Raw genomic sequence first — 21,788 nt, forward strand, 5'->3', positions numbered from 1 at the left:
CGGGGTCCAACCACAATCTGACTGATGCCCGCCAGACAGGGGCTAAGGAGTAGAGAATATGACTGACGTTATGGTCCCCGCACTCGGCGAATCGGTATCCGAGGCAACCGTTTCCACCTGGTTCAAAAAGGTGGGCGACACCGTCGCGCAGGACGAAATGCTGTGCGAGCTGGAAACCGACAAGGTTTCGGTTGAGGTCCCCTCGCCTGTCGCAGGCGTGCTGGCCGAGATCATCGCCCAGGAAGGCGAAACCGTCGCGGCCAACGCCCGCCTCGCCATCGTCTCCGAAGGCGCCACCGGGGCCGCCCCCGCAGCGCCCGCCGCCAAAGCTGCGGCCCCTGCCGCCCCGGCTGCCGCCGCACCTGCCGGCAAAGATGTCGAGGATGCCCCTTCTGCGAAGAAAGCCATGGCAGAGGCCGGGCTGTCGCGCGATCAGGTCCAGGCCTCGGGCAAAGACGGCCGCGTGATGAAGGAAGACGTGGCCCGCGCCGTGGCCGGGGCGCCGGGTGCCGCAGCCGCCGCAGTTGCCCCTGCCCCCGCACCGGCTGCGATCCCGCGCGCACCTGTGCCCGCCGATGACGCCGCCCGCGAAGAGCGCGTCAAGATGACCCGCCTGCGCCAGACCATCGCGCGCCGCCTGAAAGACGCCCAGAACACCGCCGCCATGCTGACCACCTATAATGAGGTGGACATGTCGGGGATCATGCAGCTGCGCAACGAATACAAAGACCAGTTCGAGAAGAAGCACGGCGTCAAACTCGGCTTCATGTCCTTCTTCGTAAAGGCCTGCTGTCACGCGCTGAAAGAAGTGCCCGAGGTGAATGCCGAGATCGACGGCACCGATGTTGTCTATAAAAACTACGTCCATATGGGTGTGGCGGTTGGCACGCCTTCGGGGCTGGTGGTTCCGGTGGTGCGCGATGCGGATCAGATGGGCTTTGCCGCGATCGAGAAAAAGATCGCAGAACTGGGCCTGCGCGCTCGCGACGGCAAGCTGACCATGGCAGAGATGGCAGGCGGCTCGTTCACCATCTCGAACGGCGGCGTCTACGGCTCGCTGATGTCCTCACCGATCCTGAACCCGCCGCAATCGGGGATCCTTGGCATGCATAAGATCCAGGACCGCCCGGTCGTGGTCGGCGGCCAGATCGTGATCCGCCCGATGATGTATCTGGCGCTCTCCTACGACCACCGCATCGTCGATGGCAAAGGCGCCGTGACCTTCCTCGTGCGCGTCAAAGAGGCGCTGGAAGACCCCCGCCGCCTGCTGATGGATCTCTGATCCATGCCTTTCGGCGCGCTTCAGCTTTCACAGACCGCAGGCAGCTCTGCCTGCGGTCGCACCATCCGGGCCCCTATCGGGGCCCGGCTGACAGCGCCCCCCCGACATCTCCATCCGCTACGTGAAGCGTCGCCGAAATGAGCCCCGAGCTTACCGCCCTGACCTGCGCGATCCTCGTTCAGATGCTTGCTATTGCGGCTGCCGGGGCGCGGATGACCCGTGAATTTGGCCCGCGCTACAATGCGGGTCCGCGTGATCACACGCCCGAGGCCTCACCGCTGCTGGGCAGGTTGCGCCGGGCGGTCAACAACGGGTTTGAGGGGCTCGCGCTTTTTGCACCGATGGTGCTGATCGTCGTCATCACAGGCAAGACATCAAACCTGACCGCTGTCGCGGCCTGGATCTATGTCGCCGCCCGCCTGCTCTATATCCCGGCCTATGCGCTTGGCCTTGCGCCATGGCGTTCGGTCATCTGGGTGGTGGGCTTTGCCGCCACTCTTACGCTGACAGGGGTCGCCCTCTTCGCCCCCACCTGATTTTCATCTGTCCAGAAATATCCCCGGGGGTCCGGGGGCAGGCAGCCCCCGGCCAACGGCCACCAGAAGGAGACCACCCATGGCAGATTTCGACGTTATCGTGATCGGCGGCGGCCCCGGCGGCTATGTGGCCGCGATCCATGCCGCCCAGCTCGGCCTGAAAACCGCCTGCGTCGAAGGGCGTGAAACGCTCGGCGGCACCTGTCTGAATGTGGGCTGCATCCCGTCCAAGGCCTTGCTGAACGCCACCCATCATCTGCACGAAGTGCATGAGAACTTTGAGAAAATGGGCCTGATGGGCGCCAATCCCAAAGTCGATTGGGAACGGATGCTGCGCTATAAGGATGATGTCGTTTCCGGTAATACCAAGGGCATCGAATTCCTGTTCAAGAAGAACAAGATCACCTGGCTGAAAGGCTGGGGCTCAATCCCGGCTGCAGGCCAGGTCAAAGTCGGTGAAGAGATCCACAAGGCGAAAAATATCATCATCGCCACCGGCTCGACCGCCTCGGTTCTGCCCGGGATCACCGTTGATGAGGAAATCATCGTCACCTCGACCGGGGCGCTGGCGCTGCCGAAGATCCCGAAATCCATGGTCGTGATCGGCGCAGGGGTGATCGGGCTGGAAATGGGCTCGGTCTATGCGCGTCTGGGTGCCAAGGTCACCGTGGTCGAATATCTCGACGCGATCACCCCCGGCATGGATGGCGAAGTTGCCAAGAACTTCGAGAAAATCCTGAAGAAGCAAGGCATCGAATTTGTGCTGGGGGCCGCCGTCCAGGTGGTCGAACGCACCAAGAATGGCGCGAAAGTCGCCTGGAAGCTGAAGAAGAACGACGCGCCCGGCGAGATCGAGGCCGATGTCGTGCTGGTGGCCACCGGCCGCAAGCCCTTTACCGAGGGCCTCGGCCTTGAGGCATTGGGCGTAGAGCTGCTGCCGCGCGGCCAGATCAAAGTTGACAGCCACTGGCAGACCAATGTTCCCGGCATCTATGCCATCGGTGACGCGGTTCCGGGCCCGATGCTGGCGCATAAGGCCGAGGATGAGGGCATGGCCGTCGCCGAGGTGATCGCCGGCAAGCATGGCCACGTGAATTACGACGTGATCCCCGGTGTGGTCTACACCACCCCCGAGGTCGCCTCGGTCGGCAAAACCGAAGAGCAGCTGAAAGAAGAGGGCCGCGCCTATAAGGTCGGCAAATTCCCCTTCATGGGCAATGCCCGCGCCAAGGCCGTTTTCCAGGCTGAAGGTTTCGTCAAACTGCTGGCCGACAAAGAGACCGACCGCATTCTGGGCTGCCATATCATCGGGCCGGGCGCGGGCGATCTGATCCATGAGGTCTGCGTGGCGATGGAATTCGGGGCCTCGGCTCAGGATCTGGCGCTGACCTGCCACGCCCACCCGACCTATTCCGAGGCCGTGCGCGAAGCCGCCCTCGCCTGCGGTCTGGGCGCGATCCACGCCTGATCCGGCGCATAAAAGCAAAAGGGCGGGTGATCGACACCCGCCCTTTTTTCGTTTTCAGGGATCCTGACAGATCCCCCTGATGCGGGCCAGATATGGCCTCAGATACGGGTCTTAATGGCCGCTATGGTCGGCCTCGCCGTCTTTCGGCGCATCGATTGAGAACTCGACATCGATCCGCCCGGCGCGTTCAAAGACCAGGGTGCCGGGGACCAGATCGCCCTCATTCAGCGGGCTCTTCAGACCCATGAACATGATGTGATAGCCGCCGCGCTCAAAAGTCACGGCTTCCCCGGCGGGCACCACCAGCTCGGGCACATGGATCATCCGCGCGACGCCCTCGGCGTCGGTCTCGGTGGTGTGAACCTCGGTCTTATCGGCGATCGTGGATTCGACAGCGATCAGCTTGTCGGCCTCGGTGCCGGTATTGGTGATTTTCAGATAGCCCCCGGCGGTTTTGGCCACAGCGGGCGGCGTCGGGATATAGGGATGACCAATTTCGAGATCGCCGCCCTTGAAGCCATGGGCAAAGACCGGGCCAGAAATCATCGCGGCCACCAAGGCCGAAGCAAGCAGTTTCATCTTCATTTTATATGTCCATTCAACAGGTTGAGACAGGGTCGGGCACATAGCCCGGCTCAGAAAATTCCGTCTCAGAGGAATGGGGGCCCCCGCGCCACCGGATGGCTGTGCCAGGGGGCGGCCGGAACCGGGTCGGGGATAGGATGAAGCTGCGCAACCAGCCGATAGCGGATCGGCACAGCAAGACCCGGTGCATCGACCAGTGCCAGATCATCGGCAATCCGGCATAGCGGGCAACTGCCGCCAGGGCCATTATGCCCTTCACCACAAAGATCATTCAGATTGCCGCCCGCCAGGACAAAGGCCTCAAGTGCGGCCTCATCCCCGCCCGGCAGGCGATGCGCAAAGGCGGCCGTGGTCATGGACAAAGCCATCACCATTGCGACCATCAGCCGTGTCAGCCTGTTGCGCAGCAGAATCATCATCGCGCTATTTTGGGCGATCCGCCATTGCATGACAATGCGACCAATACCTTACCAGCCAAGCGCCTTGCGCAGCATATTTGCAGCGACAATGATCAGAAACAGCGCGAAAATCCGCTTCAGCGGCTTTGGATCCATCGCATGGGCCAGCTTCACGCCATAGCTGGTGGTCACCATGGTGATGCCGATCACCACCGCAAAGGCGGGCAGGTTTACCGCGCCCAGCGTCAGCGGCGGGCTGCTGGCCGGATCCAGCGGCATGAACAGAAAGCCGATCACCGAGGGCAGCGCAATCGTCACCCCAAAGCCCGAGGCCGTCGCCACCGCCCGATGGATCGGCGCGCCGTAAAGCGTCATCAGCGGCACCCCGAAAGAGCCGCCACCGATCCCCATCAGCACCGACAGGAACCCCACGACCGAGGAAAACACCGCCCGCACCGGGCCTTTGGGCATTTCATCGGCGATGCGCCAGCTTTGCTTGCCAAAGGCCATGTAAAGGCCGACGACCATGCCCAGCCCGCCGAAAATCGCCTGCAACACCACCGAGCGCAGCTGCGAGGCAACCAGCATCCCCAGCACCGCCCCGATCACGATGCCAGGGGCCCAGGATTTCAGCACCTCCCAATCGACCGCGCCCTTTTTGTTATGCGCCGCGACAGATCGGATCGAGGTGAAGATGATGGTCGCAAGCGAGGTCGCCAGACAGACCTGCATCACATGCGGCCCGTCATAGCCAAGCGCGGTGAAGACGTAGAAGAAGGCGGGCACCAGCACGATGCCGCCACCCACGCCCAGAAGCCCGGCGATGATCCCGGCCAGCGCACCAACCGCCAGCAGCACAAGGATCAGCGGCACCAGGGTCGAGAGGTCAGGGAACATGCGCAATCTCCTGCGGCTTTCGAAACATATGGTCTGCCTAAGCCAGCGCCGGGGCGGTGAAAAGACCAGGCCCCGCGCGATTGCAAAGAAAGGCGGGCAATTCCGCCTTTCGCCTGCCCGGGGGGAAGAAAATACTCAGGTCACGCGGATGTCCAGCGCGGCAAAGCCCGCGATCCTGGCCTGGATCAGATCGCCCGGGCTGACCGCGCCCACCCCGGCGGGGGTGCCCGTCATGATGATATCGCCCGGCTGCAGCTGAAACCAGCGCGAGAGGGTGGCGATGACCTCGGGGATTTTCCAGATCATCTGGTTCAGATCGCCGCTTTGCCTGCGCTGGCCGTTCACATCCAGGGTGATCGCGCCCGCTGCCGGATGGCCGATCTCGCTGGCCGGGCTTAACGGGCCGCAAGGCGCCGAATGGGCGAAGTTTTTGCCGATCTCCCAGGGGCGGCCCAGCTTTTTGGCCTCGGCCTGCAGGTCGCGCCGCGTCATATCAAGGCCGATGCCATAGCCCCAGACATGGCTCAGCGCAGCTTCCACCGGAATATCGCGCCCGCCAAGGCCCAGGGCGACCACCAGCTCGACCTCATGCTGCACGTCCTGGCTGCCGGGGGGATAGGGGAAAGTCCCGTCTGCGGTGACGCAATCGGCGCTTTTCAGAAAGAAGAACGGCGGCTCGCGGTCGGGGTCATGGCCCATTTCAACCGCATGGGCCGCATAGTTGCGCCCGATACAAAAGACGCGGTTCACCGGGAAAAGCCGGTCGCTGCCCTGCACCGGCAGCGCGGCCTGCGGCGGGGGGGTAATCACGTAGCGGGGGGAATCACTTTCGGTCATGGGCAGCGCGGGCTCCTGGCAATCTGCTTTGTTTTCAGCCCCCCCGCCCGGATCTGCAAGCCCTGCCCCGCTTTGGGACAGGCGTTACCGCAACCAGCCGCCACGGCGATGCAGCGCGGGTGTTTTCTGACGGAAAACATGGCAATAAACGGATAATTCTGCCGCTTGCCGCAGCTGCACAGTTGCACCGGCAGCAACTGTCCCCCAGAAGAGGCAACAGAGTTGCATTGCCCCGGACCAGACAGCCAGCGGTGCCCTGTTGCACTGGCCAGCTGCGCCCGACCGGGCAGAGGCAGCGACCGCCCCATTTGCGGGCGGCCCATCAGATCGCTAACGGAGGATCAGCGCAGATGACCGACAAGGCTATGCCCGCAATCGTTTACACCAAAGTGGATGAGGCCCCCGAGCTGGCCTCTTACTCGCTGCTGCCGATCGTTCAGCGCTTTGCCAAAGCGGCGGGGATCTCGGTTGCGACCCGCGACATCTCGCTGGCGGGCCGCATTATCGCCGCCTTCCCCGAGCGTCTGACGGCGGCGCAAAAGCAGGCTGATGATCTGGCGGGCCTGGGCGAATGGGTGAAAACGCCAAAGGCCAATGTGATCAAGCTGCCGAATATCTCGGCATCCGTGCCGCAGCTGGTGGCGGCGATCAAAGAGCTGCAGGGCCAGGGCTATGCGCTGCCCGATTACCCGGCAGAGCCCGCCACGGCTGAGGAAAAAGAGATCCGCGCCCGTTATGACGCGATCAAGGGTTCGGCCGTGAACCCGGTTCTGCGCGAGGGCAACTCCGACCGCCGCGCCGCCAAAGCGGTGAAGAATTACGCCAAAGCGCATCCGCATTCGATGGGCAAATGGTCCGCGGACAGCAAAACTCGCGTGGCGGCGATGGCTGGCGGCGATTTCTTCTCGAATGAGACCTCGGTCACGCTGACTGCGGCCCAGGCGGGCAAGGTGAAGATTGAGCTGACGGGCAAATCCGGCAAGGTCACCGTGCTGAAAGATGGCGTGAACCTGCCCGAGGGCACGGTTGTCGACGCAACCTTCATGTCGGCCAAAGCGCTGGATGCGTTTCTGGCCGATGAGATTGCAAAGACCAAAGCCGAGGGGATCCTGTTCTCGGTTCACCTGAAAGCCACGATGATGAAGGTCTCGGACCCGATCATCTTTGGCCATGTGGTCAAGGCCTGGCTGCAGCCGGTTTACGCAAAACACCCCGAGCTGGCTGACCTTGACGCGAATGGCGGCCTTGGCAGCCTGCTTGCGCAGATCAAAGCGCTGCCGAATGGCGAAGCGATCCTTGCCGATGTCGATGCGACCATGGCGGCGCGTCCGCCGCTTTACATGGTGAATTCGGACAAGGGCATCACCAACCTGCATGTGCCCTCGGATGTGATCATCGACGCCTCGATGCCCGCACTGCTTCGCGCAGGCGGCAAGGGCTGGGGCCCGGACGGGAAAGAGGCAGACACCGTCTGCGTGATCCCTGACACATCCTATGCGCCCGTCTATGACGAAAGCGTTAAGTATTTCATCGAGACCGGGGCCCTGGATCCGGCGACCGCAGGCACGGTGCAAAACGTCGGCCTGATGGCGCAAAAGGCCGAGGAATATGGCTCGCACCCGACCACCTTCGAGATCCCCGAGGATGGCACCGTCCGCGTGATCGCCGCCAATGGCGACGTGCTGCATTCGCATGACGTTGAGGCAGGCGACATTTGGCGTCTGTGCTCGACCCGCAAGGCGGCGATCCTGGACTGGGTGCAGCTGGCCATCGACCGTCAGCGGCTGGAAGGCTGCCAGGCGATCTTCTGGCTGGATGAGACCCGCGCCCATGACCGCGAGCTGCTGGCCTATGTGCGCCCGATCCTCAGGGAAAAAGGCGTCGAGGCGAAGTTCCAGGTTCTCGCCCCGCGCGAAGCGACCCGGCTTTCGTTTGAAACCATCCGCGCGGGCAAGGATAGCATCGCCATCACCGGCAATGTGCTGCGCGACTATCTGACCGACCTTTTCCCGATCCTGGAACTCGGCACCTCGGCCAAGATGCTGTCGATCGTCAAGCTGATGCAGGGCGGCGGCATGTTCGAGACCGGCGCGGGCGGCTCGGCGCCCAAGCACGTGCAGCAGCTGATGGAGGAAAACCACCTTCGCTGGGACAGCCTGGGCGAGTTCTGCGCGCTTGGCGAAAGCCTCAGCTTCCTGGCCGAAGCGACCGGGAACGAGAAAGCCCGCGTCCTTGGTGCGGCAGTCGATCAGGCAACCCAGGGCATCCTGGACCACGAGCGCAGCCCGGGCCGCAAGGCAGGCCAGCCCGACAACCGCGACAGCCATTTCTGGTTCGCGCTTTACTGGGCCGATGCCCTGGCAAAGCAAAACTCGGATGCCGAACTGGCGGCTGAATTTGCCCCTATCGCCAAAGCGCTGATCGAGGGTGAGGCCAAAATCACCGCCGAGCTGCAGGCAGATCGCGGCAAGCCGGTCGATCTGGGCGGCTATTACCGCGGGGATGCGGCGAAAACCGCCGCCGTGATGCGCCCCTCGGCGACGCTGAACGCGATCATCGGCTGAACTGCCTGAATTTTGATCCCAAAACCGCCGGGCCAGCCCCGGCGGTTTTTCTTTGCGCCTGTGCGGCCCTTGATTCCGCCCCCCGGGACGCGCAGAAATTTCGCAACGAATAAGACAGGGAACAGGGTGATGGATCAGATGCTGGCGGAACTGGCGGCGGCCGTGGGCGGGCCCCAGGTGCTGACGGGCGCGGATATGGCGAAATATGCCAGCGACTGGATGGGCCATTATCACGGCAGCCCGCTGGCGGTGGTGCGGCCCGGCACGACCGCCGAGGTGGCAGCCTGCATGCAGATCGCGGCGCGGGCCGGGGTGAACCTGGTACCAATCGGCGGCAATACCGGGCTTGTCGGCGGCACCATGGCAACCGCCAGCCTGATAATCAGCCTTGACCGGATGAACCGCATCCGCGAGCTGCGCCCCGGTGCGCGCCTCGTGATCGCCGAAGCTGGCGTCATCTTGCAAAAGATCCATGAGGCCGCCGAGGCCGAGGGGCTTTATTTCCCGCTTTGGTTCGGGGCGCGCGGCTCGGCGATGCTGGGGGGGGCGCTTTCGACCAATGCGGGCGGCTCGAATGTGCTGCGCTATGGCTCAACCCGGGGGCTGTGCCTCGGGCTTGAGGTGGTGCTGGCCGACGGGCGCATCCTCAACCTGATGAGCGAGCTGCACAAAGACAATTCCGGCTATGATCTGAAACAGCTGTTCATCGGCGCCGAGGGGACGCTGGGCATCATCACCGCCGCCGTGATGAAGCTGGTCCCCGCGCCGCGTGCCCATGCAACGGCGGTGGTGGCCGCAGACAGCCTGCCCAAAGCGCTTGGCCTTTTGAACCGCATGCAAGAGGCCACGGGCGGCCGGGTCGAGGCGTTTGAGCTGATGCCCGAAGATTACTCGCACAGGCTGTCAAAGGTACGCCCCGATCTGGGCCAGCCCTTTGCGACGATCCCGCCGGTAACGCTTTTGATCGAGGCGGCGACCACCTCGGCGGATGAGGCAAATCCCGGCCCGGATGGCCAGGTGCCGCTGGTGGCAAAGCTGGAAACCGTTCTGGGCACGATGCTGGAAGAAGGTCTGATCGACGACGCCGTGATCGCACAGTCTGAGGCACAGCGCATGGCGATCTGGGCCCGGCGCGAGGCTGCCGCCGAGATCTGTCACGGCATCCATCCCTTTGTCGACACCGATATCTGCCTGCCGATTGACCGCGTTGACACCTTCCTGACCGGGATCGGCGCGCGGCTGGCAGCGATTGATCCCGCGGCCACGACGATCACCGTCGGCCATCTGGGCGATGGCAACCTGCATTTCTCGGTCTACCCAACCCGTGAGGGGCTGGAAGATCCGGTGATGAACTGCGTTGAGGATATGGTCGCGGAACTGGGCGGATCTTTCTCAGCCGAGCACGGGATCGGGCTGTCGAAACTGCCCTCGATGCGCAGGCGCAAGGATCCGGTGGCGCTGGATGTGATGCGTGCGGTGAAGGCCGCGCTGGACCCCGAGGGCCGGATGAACCCCGGCAAGGTGATCCCCGCCAGGGGCTGACCGGGCCGCAGCGTTACGCAAGTTTCACATCGCTGAGAACCCGGTGTCACAACCGCAGATTAGGTCCGCCCAAGGCAATCAAAGGCGGACCCTCATGCTGGAAGTGAAATCCGTAACCCGGATATTTGGCCAGAAAGCTGCCGTGGACAATGTCAGCTTTACCATCGACGGCCCCGGCTTTGTCGGGATCATCGGGCGCTCGGGGGCCGGGAAATCCACCTTCCTGCGGATGATGAACCGCCTGCTGGATGCCAGCTCGGGCGAGATCCGCGTCGAGGGCCGCAATGTGCTGGCGCTGAAAGGCCGCGAGGCCCGCGCCTGGCAAAGCCAATGCGCGATGATCTTTCAGCAGTTCAACCTGGTGCCCCGGATGGATGTGGCCTCGAACGTGCTGCATGGCATTCTGAACCGCCGCAGCTCTTTGCAGACGCTGTTCAACATCTGGTCGAAAGACGACATCCTGAAGGCGCTGGCGATCCTTGACCGCCTTGGCATCCAGGAACAGGCCCCCAAACGCGCCGAGGCGCTGTCGGGCGGCCAGCAGCAGCGTGTCGCCATTGCGCGCGCCCTGATGCAGGACCCAAAAATCATCCTCGCCGATGAGCCGATTGCATCTTTGGACCCGATGAACGCCCAGGTCGTGATGGACACGCTGAAGGCGATCAATGTCGAGGATGGCCGCATGGTCATCGCCAATCTCCACACGCTGGACACCGCGCGGCGCTATTGCGACCGGGTGATCGGCATGCGCGATGGCCGCGTGGTGTTCGACGGCACGCCAGATCAGCTGTCAACCGGCGTGGCGCGTGACATCTATGGCGCGGATGAGACCTTCAACGAGGCCGCAACCTCGACCGCGATCCCGGCTGATGCAACCGCCGACCGCAGCTATGCCGACACTTTGATGTCGTGACGCAACAGCCCCGGACGCGCCCGCGTTACGGGGTTTTTCTTACCCCTTTCCACCTTCCCCCTCCATGGAGAAAACCATGAAAACCCTCGCACTCGCTTTGGCTGTCACCACCGCCCTCTCGGGCATGGCACATGCGCAAGAGATCAAACAGTTCAACCTCGGCATCCTTGGCGGTGAAAACGCCCAGGACCGAATGACCTCGAATGAGTGCTACCGCGCCGCCATCGAGGAAGCCCTCGGCGTTCCGGTCAAGGTCTTCACCCCGGCTGACTATGACGGCGTGATCCAGGGCCTGCTGGGCGGCACCATCGACCTCGCCTGGATGGGTGCCTCGGGCTATGCGAAAGCCTATATGACCGACCCGGAATCGGTTGAGGCCGTTCTGACCAAGCAAAACATGGACGGCTCGACCGGCTATTACTCGATCGCATTTGCGCGCACCGACTCTGGCATCAAGTCGATCGAAGACGCCAAAGGCAAGAAATTCGCCTTTGCCGAGCCGAATTCGACCTCGGGCTACCTGGTTCCCGGCGCTGAAATGGCCGGCAAATACGGCCCGCTGGATCAGTATTTCTCGGAAGTGCGCTTCTCGGGCGGCCATGAGCAATCCATCGTCGGCGTGGCGAATGGCGATTTCGACGCCGCTGTCGCCTGGGCTGACGGCCTGGGCAACTGGGAAGACGGCTATAACTCGGGCGCCTTCCGCAAGGCAGCTGACGCGGGCCTCGTGAATATGAACGACATCCAGGAAATCTGGCGCTCGGCCCTGATCCCCGAAGGCCCGATGGTGATCCGCAAAGCCCTGCCGCAGGACGTGAAAGACAAGGTTATCAAACTGACCGCCGACCTGCATGAAACCAACAAGGAATGCGCTTATGGCGTCGCCGCTGGCGAGGCGCTGGACTTCGTTCCGGTCACCCATGAGGCCTATATCGGCATCGTCGAGGCCCGCAAACTGCAAGACAATCAATAATCCTGTCTGACCCAAAGCCGGGCCTTCCTCTTGCGAAGGCCCGGTCTCTTTTTATGCGGGGACATCATGGTTGATATCGCTTACGGGCCCGGCCCGGATCGCAAGCCCGAAGGCGGCAGCACGATCACCACATCCGAGGCCTATCTGGAGATGGTGCGCCGCCGCCGTCTTTACAGCGGCATCATCCTGGCGCTTTTCATCGCGCTGATGGTGGCAGGGTTCCAGCTGGCCCAAAGCCGCAATGCGGGCGGCTTCCTGAACGGCCTGCCGCAGATCTTCGCCTTCCCCTCCGAGGTAATCTCTGAGGCCTGGGAAAAACGCACCAATATCCCCGGCCTCTTCCTGCAGTTCCTGCCGTCGCTGATGGAGACGGTGAACATCGCCGCCGTCTCGACCCTGATCGGCGGCTTTACGGCGGCACTGCTGGCCCTGCTGGCGACGCGCGGCCTTGCCCGCTGGCCCCGCCTGACGCCCCTCTTCCGCCGCATGATGGATCTGACGCGCTCGATCCCGGAAATCGTGATCGCGCTGATGCTGATCTTCATCCTTGGCGGTGGCCCGGTGCCCGCGATGATCGCCATCAGCCTGCATACCGCCGGGGCACTCGGCAAACTCTTCTCAGAAGTCGCTGAAAACGCTGACGTAAAGCCTGTCGAGGGCCTGACCTCGGTCGGCGCCAGCTGGCTGCAACGGATGTGGCTGGGCGTGATCCCCCAGGTCGCGCCGAACTGGCTTTCCTACCTGATGCTGCGCTTTGAGATCAACGTCCGCGCCAGCGCCATCCTTGGCTTCGTCGGCTCTGGCGGCATCGGCTATGACCTGAAACTCGCCATGCAATGGGGGGCAGGGAAATACGATCAGGTGGTGGCGATCTTCCTCTTGTTGTTCCTAACCATCATCGTGATCGACCAGGTCACCGACCATTTCCGCACCCGCCTTGTCAAAGGCGACCGCAAGGCGAGGGCCTGAGCCATGACCATCAGCCTGAACACGCCCAATACTCTTTCGACCGAGGCCCTGCTGGCCACCTTCCGCAGACGCAGCCGGATGGCCTTCCTGGTGCCAGGGGTGATCCTTGCCTATCTGACCTGGATCTTCTTCGCCTTCGACATTCCCGGCATCGCGGCACGGGCGAAAACCGACAATGCCGCCGTGCTGCTGACCGATTTCTGGGCCCATAAAACCCATGTCACCCGCGACAATCGCACAGGCAATCTGTCGATCTCAAAAGACGGCGAAAACCGAGGCGCCTATCCGCCCGGCCTGCTGCCCGACTGGGTCACTGTCACCAATGGCGTCACCACAATCGACCTGGGCCAGGGCAATATCGTCACCTATGACGACCAGGGGGCCCGCTATATCGTGCCCGAATACGGCACCATAGACATCCGCCCCTCAGAAGATGGCCAGTCGCTGATCCTCGACGCGCCCCAGCCGCTGCCTTCCTGGATCAACGCCTCGGATCGCCTGATCACCGTCACCACCCCGGCAGGCCGCTTCAACTATTCGCGCTCAAAGGTGGAAACCTTCCGCTACCAGGCCGGCTGGGCGCTGTTCTTCTTCACCGCCGACAGCCCCTTCTTCCAGAAATCACCGCTGGAACTGGCCGCCCTCGCCACCACAGGCGAACGCATCGACCCGAACCGTTCCAACCTCAGATATATGGCATCCGAGTTCTGGAACAACAAAATGTGGCACCATGGCGAGGTCGCCTGGGCGCTGTTCGAGACCCTGCTGATGGCCTTCATCGGCACATTTCTCGCTGCCCTCGTGGCGCTGCCGCTGGCCTTCATGGCGGCGCGCAACTTCAACCCGCTCGGGCCGCTGCGCTTCGTGATGCGCCGGATCTTCGACTTCATCCGCGGCGTCGATGCGCTGATCTGGACCATCGTCCTCGCCCGCGCCTTTGGCCCAGGGCCCATGACCGGGGCGCTGGCCATCCTGATCACCGACACCGGAACCTTCGGCAAACTCTACTCAGAAACCCTTGAAAACATCGACGAAAAGCAGACCGAGGGCATCCGCTCTACAGGTGCCACCACCCTGCAACGCGCCCGCTTCGGCGTGCTGCCCCAGGTCACGCCGGTGCTGCTCAGCCAGGTGCTCTACCTCTTTGAGTCAAACACCCGTTCCGCCACCGTCATCGGCGCGATCACCGGCGGCGGCATCGGGCTTTTGCTGACCCAGGCCATCATCACCCAAAAAGACTGGGAGGACGTGGCCTATTACATGATCCTGATCGTCCTGATGGTCATGGCGCTTGACAGCCTCTCGGGCTGGATCCGCCGCAAACTGATCAAGGGTGAATAAAAAACCCCTTTCATCTGTCCTTAAATATCCCCGCCGGAGGCTCCGCCCGATACCAAAGGGCGGGGCCTGTCCCATCAGAAAGCCCCAAAAGCAATGCCCCGCCTCAGCCCAGACCAACCCTTCCTGCACCCAAACACCCAGGTCACCAACTCGACCTTCGGCCGCTATTGCGAAATCGGCGAGGGCACCCGCGTCCTCAACTCCACCTTCGGCGATTACGCCTATGCCGAGCGCCTTTCCGACATCGCCAATACCACGGTCGGAAAATTCGCCAATATCGCCGCCATGACCCGGATCGGCCCGACCGACCACCCATTCGCCAATGCCGCCCAGCACCATTTCCTGTATCGCTCCTCCTGGTATTTCGACGATGCCGAAGATGACCCGGCGTTCTTCGCCGCCCGCGCCGCGCGGCGCACCACGCTGGGCCCCGATTGCTGGATCGGCCATGGCGCGATCATCAAACCCGAGGTCACCGTGGGCGCAGGCGCAATCGTGGCCTCGGGCGCGGTGGTCACCAAAGACGTGCCCCCCTTCGCGATTGTCGGCGGCAATACCGCGAAACTGATCCGCATGCGCTTTGACGACACCATCATCGAGCGCCTGCTGGCACTGGCCTGGTGGGACTGGGATCACGCCCGCCTGCGCGACGTTCTGCCCGATTTCCGGGCGCTGCGGGCCGAGGAATTTCTGGAGAAATACAGCGCCTAAATGCCCTCGGGCGTGACCGTCAGCGTCACCCGCTCGCCGGCAAACCAGGTGGTGCCGAACTCAACCGGCACCCCCGCCGCATCCACATTCACCGCCGTGGTGCGCAAAACCGGCGCCCCCTCGGGCAGGAGCAAGGCCAGCGCCACCATCGCCCCCGCCGCCCGCGCCGACACCCTGGTCGAGGCGCGAGTGTAATCGGCCAGGCCGCAGGCTGCCAGCGCCCGGGTGATAGAGGTTTCGCCCGCAAAGGCCTCCAACAACCCCGGAAACCGCGCCGCCGGAAAGACCGAGCGGAACACCGCAATCGGCTGCCCATCGGCCGAAGAAAGCCCCTCAACCACCACGACCTGCGCCCCCGCCTGCAGCTGCAGCGCCGCCGCCTCATCCGGGTCGGCAAGGCGTATCTCGCGCCGGGTCAGCTCTTTCATCGGCAGCCGCCCGCCCGCCTCCATCGCCTGGTGAAAGCGCACCCGTCGCCCCAGCGGATATTCTGCCGCCTGGCCCAGCACAAAAACCCCCGCGCCGCGCCGCGCATGAACCAGCCCCCGCGCCGCCAGATCCGCCAAAGCGTGGCGCACGGTGTGGCGGTTCACCCCGAAACGGGCGGACAATTCAGCCTCGGTCGGCAATCGCGCCCCGGTCGGAAAATGCCCCCGCGCGATCTCATCCGCCAGGGTTTCCGCGATCTCTTTCCACAAAGCTGTGCGCGTCATGCCACCCCCTTATCGCAGCCTTCCACCACTGGCGTCACCAAAGTTTCGCAAAACATTCGCCTTGACGTCACCTGCGGCGGCCTCATTATTTGTATAGTTGTCTAGTAATGTAGACAAGTCAGAAAAGATGTCTGCCATGAGCTTGCAAACCGAGACTTCCCCCCCCGGCTTCACCACCGACGAGCGCCGGACCTGGATGGGCCTGCTGGCCCGCTCCCGCCCCGACAGCCTGGCCAATCTGCTGCCAGAGCCGCTGCCAGAACACCAGGATCTGCGCGCCCCCGAGGTCGGCACGATGATGGTTCAGGGCCGCACCGATGCCAGCGGCGCCCCCTTTTCGCTGGGCGAGATCACCGTGACCCGCGCGACCCTGCATCTGCCCTGCGGCACCACGGGCCATGCCCTGGTCCAGGGGCGCGACCGCGCCCATGCCCGCCGCGCCGCCCTGATCGACGCGCTGATGCAAACGCCCGAGGCCAGCCGCATCCGCGAGCGCATCCTGACCCCGCTGACCAAAGCCGAAACCGACCGCCGTCAGGCCCGCGCCGCCAAGGCTGCGGCAACCCGCGTCGAATTTTTCACCCTGGTGCGCGGAGAGGACAAATGACCCTGCAATCCACCATCAAACCTTTGGAATCCGGTGGATTTTCCAATCCACCCCAGCAATCGGCCCGCGCCTTCCGTGCGATCATGCAGGCGATGGCACGCCCCGGGCAGGTGGAAAAAATCAGCGGGGCCACGCCACCCGCGCCCCTTTCGCCTGCGGCGGGCACCCTGGCGCTGGTCTTGCTGGATCAGACGACGCCGCTCTGGCTGGCCCCCTCGCATGACACGCCAGAGCTGCGGGCCTGGCTGACCTTTCACACAGGCGCCCCCTTTGCCCCCGCGCATGAGGCGCTTTTCGCAATCGGCACCTGGGCCGCGCTGAACCCGGTTGACCGCTTTGCCATTGGCACGCCCGAATATCCCGACCGCGCCGCGACTCTGATCGTCGAACTGACCGCGCTGGCGCAGGATGGCCCGCGCCTGACCGGCCCCGGCATCCGCCATGAGGCGCAGCTGTCGCTGCCGGAAATCGCGGCCTTCCAGGCCAATCGCCAACTTTACCCGCTTGGGTTTGATACGTTTTTTGCGGCAGGCGAGCAGATCGCCGGGCTGCCGCGCTCGACCATCGTGGAGGCCCGCTGATGTATGTTGCCGTCAAAGGGGGCGAGCGGGCCATCGACAATGCCCATGCCTGGCTGGCCGAAGAGCGCCGGGGCGATACCGCGATTGCCGCGCTCAGCATCGCCCAGATCCGCGAACAGCTGAAGCTGTCGGTTGATCGGGTGATGGCCGAGGGCTCGCTTTACGACCCCGATCTTGCCGCGCTGGCGATTAAACAGGCGCGGGGCGATCTGATCGAGGCGATTTTCCTGATCCGCGCCTATCGCACCACTTTGCCGCGTTTTGGCAGTTCGCTGCCGGTTGAAACAGCGCGAATGGCGGTGATCCGGCGGATTTCGGCAACCTATCGTGACCTGCCCGGCGGCCAGGTGCTGGGCCCGACCTTCGATTACACGCATCGCCTGCTGGATTTCGCGCTGGCCGCAGAGGGCCTGGATGTTGTGGAGGCCCCCTCCGCCAACCCCGAGGGCCTGGACAACGTGCCCCATGTCATGGGTTTTCTGAACCGCGAAAGCCTGATTGAGGCCCCTGGCGCGGGCGACGAGGTACCGCCCGATCTGACCCGCAACCCACTGCAACTGCCCGCCAACCGCGCCCTGCGGCTGCAGGCGCTGGCGCGGGGCGATGAGGGGTTTCTGCTCTCGCTCGCCTATTCGACGCAGCGCGGCTATGGCAACACCCATGCCTTTGTCGGCGAGTTGCGCATTGGCCAGGTCACGGTCGAGGCCGAACTGCCCGAGCTGGGCTTTGCCATTGAGATCGGCGAGATCGAGCTGTCGGAGTGCGAGACGGTGAACCAGTTCGGCGGCTCGAAATCTGAGCCACCGCAATTCACCCGCGGCTATGGTCTGGTCTTTGGCCAAAGCGAGCGCAAGGCGCTGTCGATGAGCCTGGTCGATCGGGCGCTGCGCTGGAAAGAGTTGGGCGAAAGCCACAGCCCCGCCCCGGCCCGCGACGAGGAATTCGTGCTGTCGCATTGCGACAATATCCAGGCCACCGGGTTCCTCGAACATATCAAACTGCCGCATTACGTCGATTTCCAGTCAGAACTGGAGCTGGTCCGACGCCTGCGTGCAGCCGCAATCACCCCATCCGGGAAGGAAGAATAATGCCTGTGCAAATCGCCGCCGCCCTGCTTTTGAACCTGCGTGGCTTGCCCAGACCCGGGGCCCTTCAGCCGGCGGGGGGGCGAAAATGAACGTCGCATCTGCTGACAACTACAATTTTGCCTATCTGGATGAGCAAACCAAACGCATGCTGCGCCGCGCGATCCTGAAGGCGCTGGCGGTGCCGGGCTATCAGGTGCCCTTCGCGCCGCGCGAGATGCCGATGCCCTATGGCTGGGGAACGGGTGGGGTGCAGGTGTCCGCAGCCTGCCTTGTGCCCGAAGATCGTCTGAAGGTGATCGATCAGGGGGCCGATGACACCACGAATGCCGTCTCGATCCGCAAGTTTTTTCAGCGAGTTGCAGGTGTGGCAACAACCGAGACCACGACCGAGGCAACCGTCATCCAGACCCGTCACCGCATCCCGGAAACCCCGCTGAAGGAGGATCAGATCCTCGTCTATCAGGTGCCAATCCCCGAGCCTCTGCGCTTTCTGGAGCCGCGCGAAACCGAAACGCGCCGCATGCATGCCCTGGAGGAATATGGCCTGATGCATGTCAAGCTTTACGAAGACATTGCCCGCCATGGTGAAATCGCAACCGCCTATGCCTGGCCCGTTATGGCCGAGGGGCGCTATGTGATGACCCCTTCGCCAATCCCGAAATTCGACAACCCGAAACTGTCGGATTGCCCTGCGATCCAGCTTTTCGGGGCCGGGCGCGAGGCGCGTATCCATGCGCTGCCACCCTGGACAAAGGTGGTCAGCCTCGATTTCGAGGATCACCCGTTCCAGGCCTCAAAAGCCGATCATGCCTGCGAGATCTGCGGCTCATGCGAAAGCTATCTCGATGAGGTGATCACCGATGATCAGGGCGGGCGGATGTTCGTATGCTCGGACACCGATTTTTGCAGCACGCGCAGCAATGCCCAGCAAAGCGGGGCCGCATGATGGAAAGGATGCAAATGAACACCCGGCCCGAGGCCGCGCCTTTGCTGTCGGTGCGGGGTCTTGCGAAGTATTACGGCACGCGGATCGGCTGCACGGATGTGTCTTTCGACCTCTGGCCGGGCGAGGTGCTGGGCATTGTGGGCGAAAGCGGGTCCGGCAAGTCGACGCTGCTTTCCTGTCTGGCCGGGCATCAGCAACCTGATCGCGGTGAAATCCATTTTGACGGCCGCGACCTGCTGGCCATGTCCGAGCCAGAGCGGCGACGGCTGTCGCGCACCGAGCAGGCCTTTGTGCATCAGAATCCGCGGGACGGGTTGCGCATGGGCATTTCCGCCGGCGGCAATATTGGCGAGCGGCTGATGGCGGTCGGGGCGCGAAACTATGGCCAGATCCGCGAAACCGGGCTGGACTGGCTGGGGCGGGTCGAGATTGCCGGGGCGCGGATTGATGACCGCCCTTCGGCGTTTTCGGGCGGCATGCAGCAAAGGCTGCAGATCGCCCGCAATCTGGTCACCGCGCCAAGGCTGGTTTTCATGGATGAGCCGACCGGGGGCCTGGATGTCTCTGTCCAGGCGCGGCTTTTGGATCTTTTGCGCGGGCTGGTGCGCGATCTGGGGCTGTCGGTCGTGCTGGTCACGCATGACCTGGCCGTCGTGCGGCTGCTGGCGCATCGGCTGATGGTGATGAAATCGGGCCAGGTGGTGGAACAGGGCGTGACCGATCAGGTACTTGATGATCCGCAGCACGGCTATACCCAGCTTCTTGTCTCCTCGGTTTTGCAGGTCTGATGCTATGATTACACTCAGAAACGTTTCGAAAACCTTTACCCTGCATAATCAGGGGGGCGCGGTGATTCCGGTGATGCAGGGGGTGGATCTGACCGTCAGCCCGGGCGAATGCGTGTCCCTGGCCGGGCGCTCGGGGGCAGGAAAATCGACGCTGATGCGGATGATCCACGGCAATTACCTGGCCGCCTCGGGTGAGATTTTGGTTGGCGCGACCGACGTGGCCCGCGCCAGCCCGCGGGAAATCCTGGCGCTGCGGCGGCAGGTGCTGGGCTATGTCAGCCAGTTCCTGCGGGTGGTACCACGGGTGCCGACGCTGGACGTGGTGGCAGAGCCGCTTTTGACGCTGGGCATCCCGGCCGACCAGGCGCGGGCGCGGGCGGCAGAGCTGCTTTCGCGGCTGAACCTGCCTGAACGGCTGTGGCAGCTGTCGCCGACCACCTTCTCGGGCGGCGAGCAGCAAAGGGTGAACATCGCCCGGGGTTTTGTGCATGATTACCCCGCGATGCTGCTGGATGAGCCGACCGCCAGCCTGGACGCGGCCAATCGTGAGGTCGTGCTGCAGCTGATCGAAGAGGCAAAGCAGCGCGGCGCGGCGATCCTGGGCATTTTCCACGACACCGAAGCCCGTGAGCGGGTCTGCGACCGGGTGCTGGATGTGACCGGATTCACGCCGGGCCTTGCAGCATGACAAGCCCCATGACCGGACGGCTTTTCGCCATCGTCGGCCCCTCTGGCGCGGGCAAAGACACGCTGATCCAGGGGGCGCTGGCGGCCCGACCCGGCCTTTCGGTGGTGCGCCGGGTGATCACCCGCCCGGCCAGCGCCGGGGGCGAGGATTTCGAGGGTGTCACGCCCGCGGAATTTGCAACCCGCCTGCAGTCCGGCGCTTTTGCCCTTAGCTGGCGGGCGCATGGGCTGTCTTATGGCATCCCGCGCGCGGCGCTGGAGGGACTGAGCCATGGGCATGATGTGCTGTTCAACGGCTCGCGTGTGGGGCTTTCAGAGGCCGCTGCGATGTGGCCCGCGCTGATCGTCATCCATGTGACCGCCCCGCCAGAGATCCTGGCCGCACGCCTGCTGGCGCGTGGGCGTGAGGATGCGGCAGATGTCGCACGGCGGGTGGCCCGGGCCGCGCTGCCGCTGCCCTCGGGGATGCCGGTTGTCACCGTCGTCAATGATGGCAGCGCCGAAGAAGGGGTCGCGCGGTTTCTGACCGCGCTTCAGCCGGTCAGCGCATGACGCTCCAGCAGGTGGAACCGGCCCTGATGATCCTCGCCAAAGAGGCACAGATCCGCCAGTTCAAAGGGGCGCGGCAGATCGGGCTGCAGCCAGGGGCCAAGCACCGCCGCCAGCCCTGCCGCCTCTGGGCCGGGCAGATCATCCGACAGCGTCAGATGGAAGCGAAACTCTTCCATAACATAGGGATAGCCCCAGGCCGCCAGCAGTTCCCGCTGACGCGGGTTCAGCCGCTCGGGGCGACGCTTTGCGATCTCGGCCTCATTGAGCGGCGCACGCAGCCCATCCAGCGCCGTCACCACCTCGGCCCCCAGGGCCATCAGCGCGCTCTCATCACCCTGCGGCACCAGCGCAAGGAAGCCGCCCAGCTGCCGCAGCTCAAGCCCGGGCATCACCACCGGCGCCAGCCGGGCGGCCAGCGCGGCCAGTGCCCCCGAAAGGGCGGCCCGGTCAACGCCCTCGCCCAGGCGGAACGGCGCCCTGATCGTGCCGTGAAAACCGTATTTGCGCGGGCTCATGGTCAGTTCGGCCTGGGGGCGCGGCAGCGCCTGCGGCCCTTCATATGCAATCGGCTGCCCGGCCTCGGGATCCCAGCCCAGCCACTTTGCCACACGCGATGCGAAGGCCCCCGGACGGGGGGCGTAATAGACCGCAAACCTTTGATATTCACGCATGTCCTGGTCCTTTCCGGGTCTTTTGCGGTCTGTTCCGGGCCGCCTGCGCACAGGTGTTCGGGAATCCCGCCCACCATGGCCGCAAACCGTCACACGGGTGTGACATCGCCCTGCCATCTGCCCCTATTAACATCTGCCT

General features: G+C 63.8%; 23 protein-coding genes. 17 read left to right on the forward strand and 6 right to left on the reverse strand.

The annotated features are described in order from the left end of the window. Positions 1–58 precede the first annotated feature (58 nt). The 3 genes from odhB to lpdA all read left to right on the forward strand — a co-directional run bounded on the left by odhB (position 59) and on the right by lpdA (position 3,286). Positions 59–1,282 carry a 2-oxoglutarate dehydrogenase complex dihydrolipoyllysine-residue succinyltransferase gene (gene odhB / locus HOY34_RS02595; RefSeq protein WP_253944150.1) on the forward strand — a complete coding sequence of 408 codons (1,224 nt, stop codon included), beginning with the start codon at positions 59–61 and terminating at the stop codon, positions 1,280–1,282. A gap of 137 nt (positions 1,283–1,419) precedes the next feature. Next, positions 1,420–1,818 (forward strand): MAPEG family protein, encoded by a 399-nt coding sequence (locus HOY34_RS02600; protein WP_172359770.1) that lies wholly within the window; start codon positions 1,420–1,422, stop codon positions 1,816–1,818. Positions 1,819–1,897: 79 nt separating this feature from the next. Then, on the forward strand, positions 1,898–3,286 hold the full coding sequence (lpdA, locus tag HOY34_RS02605) for a dihydrolipoyl dehydrogenase (RefSeq protein ID WP_172359771.1): 1,389 nt from the start codon (positions 1,898–1,900) through the stop codon (positions 3,284–3,286). A gap of 111 nt (positions 3,287–3,397) precedes the next feature. Here the strand turns inward: lpdA and HOY34_RS02610 are convergent, their stop codons facing one another. From HOY34_RS02610 to HOY34_RS02625, 4 genes are all read right to left on the reverse strand, one after another. Then, a complete protein-coding gene (locus HOY34_RS02610) occupies positions 3,398–3,871 on the reverse strand; it encodes a copper chaperone PCu(A)C (RefSeq protein ID WP_253944151.1) in 474 nt (157 codons plus the stop codon). Between the two features lie 65 nt (positions 3,872–3,936). Next, positions 3,937–4,290, reverse strand: coding sequence for a hypothetical protein (locus tag HOY34_RS02615; RefSeq protein ID WP_172359772.1), 354 nt, complete (start codon positions 4,288–4,290; stop codon positions 3,937–3,939). Positions 4,291–4,338: 48 nt separating this feature from the next. After that, positions 4,339–5,166 (reverse strand): sulfite exporter TauE/SafE family protein, encoded by an 828-nt coding sequence (locus HOY34_RS02620; protein ID WP_172359773.1) that lies wholly within the window; start codon positions 5,164–5,166, stop codon positions 4,339–4,341. Positions 5,167–5,301: 135 nt separating this feature from the next. Further along, complete coding sequence (locus tag HOY34_RS02625; RefSeq protein ID WP_172359774.1) at positions 5,302–6,003, reverse strand: fumarylacetoacetate hydrolase family protein; 702 nt, start codon at positions 6,001–6,003, stop codon at positions 5,302–5,304. A 350-nt stretch (positions 6,004–6,353) separates the two neighbouring features. On the opposite strand from HOY34_RS02625, the gene HOY34_RS02630 reads away from it, so the two are divergent. From HOY34_RS02630 to HOY34_RS02660, 7 genes are all read left to right on the forward strand, one after another. Further along, entirely contained in the window at positions 6,354–8,567 is a 2,214-nt protein-coding gene (locus HOY34_RS02630) for an NADP-dependent isocitrate dehydrogenase (RefSeq protein ID WP_172359775.1), read from the forward strand. Between the two features lie 129 nt (positions 8,568–8,696). Beyond that, a complete protein-coding gene (locus tag HOY34_RS02635) occupies positions 8,697–10,109 on the forward strand; it encodes an FAD-binding oxidoreductase (protein WP_172359776.1) in 1,413 nt (470 codons plus the stop codon). 94 nt (positions 10,110–10,203) lie between these two features. After that, positions 10,204–11,022 carry a phosphonate ABC transporter ATP-binding protein gene (gene phnC, locus HOY34_RS02640; protein ID WP_172359777.1) on the forward strand — a complete coding sequence of 273 codons (819 nt, stop codon included), beginning with the start codon at positions 10,204–10,206 and terminating at the stop codon, positions 11,020–11,022. A 76-nt stretch (positions 11,023–11,098) separates the two neighbouring features. Continuing rightward, complete coding sequence (phnD, locus tag HOY34_RS02645; RefSeq protein WP_172359778.1) at positions 11,099–11,995, forward strand: phosphonate ABC transporter substrate-binding protein; 897 nt, start codon at positions 11,099–11,101, stop codon at positions 11,993–11,995. 150 nt (positions 11,996–12,145) lie between these two features. After that, positions 12,146–12,964: a phosphonate ABC transporter, permease protein PhnE gene (gene phnE, locus HOY34_RS02650; protein ID WP_253944177.1), complete on the forward strand. Its 819-nt coding sequence runs from the start codon at positions 12,146–12,148 to the stop codon at positions 12,962–12,964. 3 nt (positions 12,965–12,967) lie between these two features. Next, positions 12,968–14,305, forward strand: coding sequence for a phosphonate ABC transporter, permease protein PhnE (phnE, locus tag HOY34_RS02655; protein WP_172359780.1), 1,338 nt, complete (start codon positions 12,968–12,970; stop codon positions 14,303–14,305). Between the two features lie 93 nt (positions 14,306–14,398). Continuing rightward, a complete protein-coding gene (locus HOY34_RS02660; protein ID WP_172359781.1) occupies positions 14,399–15,016 on the forward strand; it encodes an LbetaH domain-containing protein in 618 nt (205 codons plus the stop codon). Here the strand turns inward: HOY34_RS02660 and phnF are convergent. Further along, positions 15,013–15,729: a phosphonate metabolism transcriptional regulator PhnF gene (gene phnF / locus HOY34_RS02665; RefSeq protein WP_172359782.1), complete on the reverse strand. Its 717-nt coding sequence runs from the start codon at positions 15,727–15,729 to the stop codon at positions 15,013–15,015. The two genes, HOY34_RS02660 and phnF, sit on opposite strands and share 4 nt — an antisense overlap. Positions 15,730–15,865: 136 nt before the next feature. Here phnF and phnG point away from each other — a divergent pair, with 136 nt between their 5' ends. The 7 genes from phnG to phnN all read left to right on the forward strand — a co-directional run bounded on the left by phnG (position 15,866) and on the right by phnN (position 20,978). Further along, positions 15,866–16,336 carry a phosphonate C-P lyase system protein PhnG gene (phnG, locus tag HOY34_RS02670; RefSeq protein ID WP_172359783.1) on the forward strand — a complete coding sequence of 157 codons (471 nt, stop codon included), beginning with the start codon at positions 15,866–15,868 and terminating at the stop codon, positions 16,334–16,336. Further along, entirely contained in the window at positions 16,333–16,917 is a 585-nt protein-coding gene (gene phnH, locus HOY34_RS02675; protein WP_172359784.1) for a phosphonate C-P lyase system protein PhnH, read from the forward strand. The genes phnG and phnH overlap by 4 nt, the downstream gene beginning before the upstream one ends. Then, positions 16,917–18,005, forward strand: a complete 1,089-nt coding sequence (locus HOY34_RS02680) for a carbon-phosphorus lyase complex subunit (RefSeq protein WP_172359785.1) — start codon at positions 16,917–16,919, stop codon at positions 18,003–18,005. The genes phnH and HOY34_RS02680 overlap by 1 nt, the downstream gene beginning before the upstream one ends. Before the next feature lie 85 nt (positions 18,006–18,090). Then, on the forward strand, positions 18,091–18,951 hold the full coding sequence (locus HOY34_RS02685) for an alpha-D-ribose 1-methylphosphonate 5-phosphate C-P-lyase PhnJ (RefSeq protein WP_172359786.1): 861 nt from the start codon (positions 18,091–18,093) through the stop codon (positions 18,949–18,951). Between the two features lie 14 nt (positions 18,952–18,965). After that, the gene (phnK, locus tag HOY34_RS02690) at positions 18,966–19,739 is read left to right on the forward strand and encodes a phosphonate C-P lyase system protein PhnK (RefSeq protein ID WP_172359787.1); all 774 of its coding nucleotides are present in this window, start codon (positions 18,966–18,968) and stop codon (positions 19,737–19,739) included. Between the two features lie 4 nt (positions 19,740–19,743). After that, positions 19,744–20,427, forward strand: coding sequence for a phosphonate C-P lyase system protein PhnL (phnL, locus tag HOY34_RS02695; RefSeq protein WP_172359788.1), 684 nt, complete (start codon positions 19,744–19,746; stop codon positions 20,425–20,427). Positions 20,428–20,435: 8 nt separating this feature from the next. Then, on the forward strand, positions 20,436–20,978 hold the full coding sequence (phnN, locus tag HOY34_RS02700; protein ID WP_172359789.1) for a phosphonate metabolism protein/1,5-bisphosphokinase (PRPP-forming) PhnN: 543 nt from the start codon (positions 20,436–20,438) through the stop codon (positions 20,976–20,978). On the opposite strand, the gene HOY34_RS02705 is transcribed toward phnN, so the two are convergent. Continuing rightward, positions 20,960–21,649: a DUF1045 domain-containing protein gene (locus tag HOY34_RS02705; RefSeq protein WP_172359790.1), complete on the reverse strand. Its 690-nt coding sequence runs from the start codon at positions 21,647–21,649 to the stop codon at positions 20,960–20,962. The genes phnN and HOY34_RS02705 overlap by 19 nt on opposite strands. Between the last annotated feature and the right edge of the window lie 139 nt (positions 21,650–21,788).

This window comes from Pseudogemmobacter hezensis (assembly GCF_013155295.1).
In the GTDB taxonomy this organism is placed as follows: domain Bacteria; phylum Pseudomonadota; class Alphaproteobacteria; order Rhodobacterales; family Rhodobacteraceae; genus Pseudogemmobacter; species Pseudogemmobacter hezensis.